The 3,094-nt window shown below is 62.7% G+C and carries 2 protein-coding genes; both read right to left on the bottom strand.

Annotation, left to right across the window (positions count from 1 at the left end; genetic code table 11):
* The coding region (locus IEW24_RS28545; RefSeq protein ID WP_188584322.1) for a beta strand repeat-containing protein at positions 1–2,478 on the bottom strand (2,478 nt) is incomplete at its 3' end.
* Between the two features lie 287 nt (positions 2,479–2,765).
* Positions 2,766–3,094: autotransporter outer membrane beta-barrel domain-containing protein (locus IEW24_RS28540; RefSeq protein ID WP_188582697.1), on the bottom strand; the 329-nt coding region annotated here is incomplete at its 5' end.

The following is a 3,094-nucleotide window of genomic DNA, read 5'->3' as shown; positions in this document are numbered from 1 at the left end:
CTGGTTGGTGTTGAAGGCGTTCGAGCCGGCAGAGGCCTGCGCCTCGCCCGAGAGGGTCTGGAAGGCCGCCTGCGCCGTCTCCGGAGAGCCGCCGACCACGGCCTGATAGAGCGCCGTACCGGGACCACCCGCTTCCGCCGCCGCCGCCGCGCCGCGCGCATTGGGCGAAGAGGCCACGCTGGCGAAGGCCGCGTCATTGCGAGTCAACGTCAGGAAGACGTCGGTGGCGTCATAGCTCAGCGTCGGCGTGAGGAAGGCGAAGTTGGAAGACACGCTGCCAAAGGTGCCCGACACCCCGCCCGCCGACGTCAGAATGGTGTAGGTCTGGCGGAAGTCGTAGGTGCCGCTCGCCGCCGTCACCGCCACCGTCGAGCCGGAAGCCAGCGTCGTGGAGCCCGTCACCGCGATGCGATCGCTCTGGCCAGCGCTGTTCACGCTCACCGCATAGGTCGAGCCGTCGGCAAAGGCGGCATTGCCCGCCACATTGAGCGTACCGATCTTGTCCGTGGTGAGCGTCGGATAATAATAATTATAGGCGAGGGCCTCGTATGTATCGCCGGGGGCGATGATCGCGCCATGGCCCGCCACCAGTCCCCCGACCGTACCCGTGCCGGAGAGCACCGCGATGGCGGCAGGCGCTCCTGCGACGGAGACCACGGACGAGGCGAGGCTGGCGTTGTCGAGGATCAGACTGGCGCCGGAAACACTGGTCGCGCCAGAAAAGCTGCTGGTGCCGGTGACGGTCCAGATCGAGTCGACGGCGAGGTCGAACTTCTCGAATCCCCGATAGGTCGCAGTGTCGCCGAGGAGCGACAGATCGAACGAACCCATCATCCAGCCAAGGCGGAAGGTGTCGGTGCCCCCCTGCCCCAGCACCGCACCGACCACGGACGAGCCCGTCGCATAGACGAAAAGATCGTTGCCATTACCCATCGCGACCGCGGCAGTGGTCCCCGAAATGGTGCCGTAATTGGTGATGGTGGTGCTGAACCCGGCATCGTTGATGACCTGGATGCCGTAGCCGTCGAGCCCCTGGATGGTGCCGTAATTGGTGACGGTCAGCGCGCCGTAGATGCTGCCGAGATTGTTGCCGGCCGCGAGGATGCCGTTATTGGCGCCCGAGATAAGCCCGGCATGCACGCCTCCACCAAAATTGGTGATGACGCCGCCACCAATGGCAATGCCCTCGCTGGTACTCGGCAAGGTATCGCCCGGCCTGGTGCCCCGGGAGCCAAGCCCCTGGATGACGCCATAATTGGTGATCGTGCCGACGTGTTCGATGGCGATGCCATCACCATCACCGAAGCTGGCAGCGGCATCGGACCGGCCGGTGATGGTGCCCCAATTTTCAACCGGAGCCACGCCATTCGAACTCACACCTGCGCCGTTGCGGCCGATGATCGTGCCGGAATTATAGATGGCGACCGCGTTGCCATCTCCCGAGACCTTGATGCCGTGATACGAGCCCGAGATCAGCGCGCCGTCGTAATTGTTGACCGTGCCGCTTACGCCATCAAACTTCACGCCACTATAGCTCTGGGCATCTGCGGAGACGACCGTATAGTTGGCGACAATCTGACCGTAATTGTGGATGATCGTTTTCATCCCGGCCGCAATCGCATCGTTGTCGGCCGTCGTTATAAGACCGGTGGCCCTATTGCTGATCATGGTCGACAGACCCGTGGAGACCAGAACGCCAAGGTTGATGCCCTGCCCCATGCCGGTGGCGCGAATGGTACCCTCGTTGGTGATATAGATCTGCGCCGTCGAAGTGCTGGCGGGCGTTCCCGCGATCTTGATCACGTCGTCGCCGCTGGTGATGAGGCCACCTTCGAAGTTTCTGATGTTCAGGGTCACCAGCGTATCGATATTGCTGTCCGTATCGATCGCAATCGCATGCTTGTCTCCGGCCAGCGACTGAATGGTGCCGAAGTTATACAGCCCGATGGTTCCGCCACCGAAGCGGATGGCGTCGGAACCGCCCGTCCCCGACGTAATCAAGCCCCTGTTCATGATGGTCACATCGGCCGAGGCGGCAACAGCCGCATCGAAGTCCAGAACCTGACCGCCGCTGGCGAACATGCTGCCCGTGTTTTCGAGATACAGGCGCCCCGCCGCAAAGGCGCCGTTCAGCCGAAAGGTGTCGTCCGCAGCGGTCATGTACCCTTTGTTGACGACCGCAATGTTGCCGGTGACGTTCGACGTCGTGTCGATGGCGCGGTTACCTGAGAAGATCGTACCGTTATTTGTTACGATCATCTCGGGACCGGTCGAGACACCCAGGGTGACGCCAGTTCCCGACGTCGCAAGCTGACCGCCCGCCACGATATAACCCGACTGGGTACCCGTCAGGAACTGGGAGTCTGTGTTGATCGAGCTTCCGAAAATATAAAAACTGTCGGCCAGCAAGGGCGCAGGAAAAAACGACAACGCGCAAACAACCGCTGCCCGCGAAACGGACGACAAGAAACAGGACATCAAAACCCCCACCGGTCTCGACGTGCACTATGGCAAAGCCCATAGGGCGAGGTGAGATCACCTCGCCCGCATGAGCTAATACAGCCCATATTGCGACGAAACCCGAATACCTTGGGTCAAGCCAGAGGCGGGGGCAAGAACAATGAGCCAGTTCCGTTAAAATGCTACGGGATCAGCAGGTTTTCTGGCAGCCGTTCGCCGGAAGCCCCTTGAGGACACCACCATGGACATAGCGGTGCCTCGTGCAGCTCCCGGCCTTTGCAATTGGCGCTCTTCACCCGCCGACTTCAGAACTGGAAGCTGGCCGTGCCGCGCACCGCGTTGCTCTGGGTGTCGTTCGAGAAGGCGCCGTCATAGGCCACACCCAGCGTGAAGCCCTTGCCGAGCGCGAAGTCGACACCGGCGCCGAGCAGCGCGCTGTCCTCGCCGATGGGCAGGCCCTGCGCGGTGAAGCTGGTGCCCGTGTTGAGATAGGTCATCGCCACTTCCGGCGTCACGTCGCCGAAGGCATGCCGCCAGCCCACCGAGGCGTGGGGCACGGCGGTGAGGCCGCCCAGCGTGACCGCCGAGGCCACGCGCACGCCGAGCGTGCTGTACCAGGTGGAGAAGTCCTGAC

Origin of the sequence: Azorhizobium oxalatiphilum, from assembly GCF_014635325.1 — a bacterium.
GTDB lineage: Bacteria > Pseudomonadota > Alphaproteobacteria > Rhizobiales > Xanthobacteraceae > Azorhizobium > Azorhizobium oxalatiphilum.
Note: the sequence above shows the minus strand (reverse complement) of the source record. Positions and strands in the feature narration are given on the sequence as shown.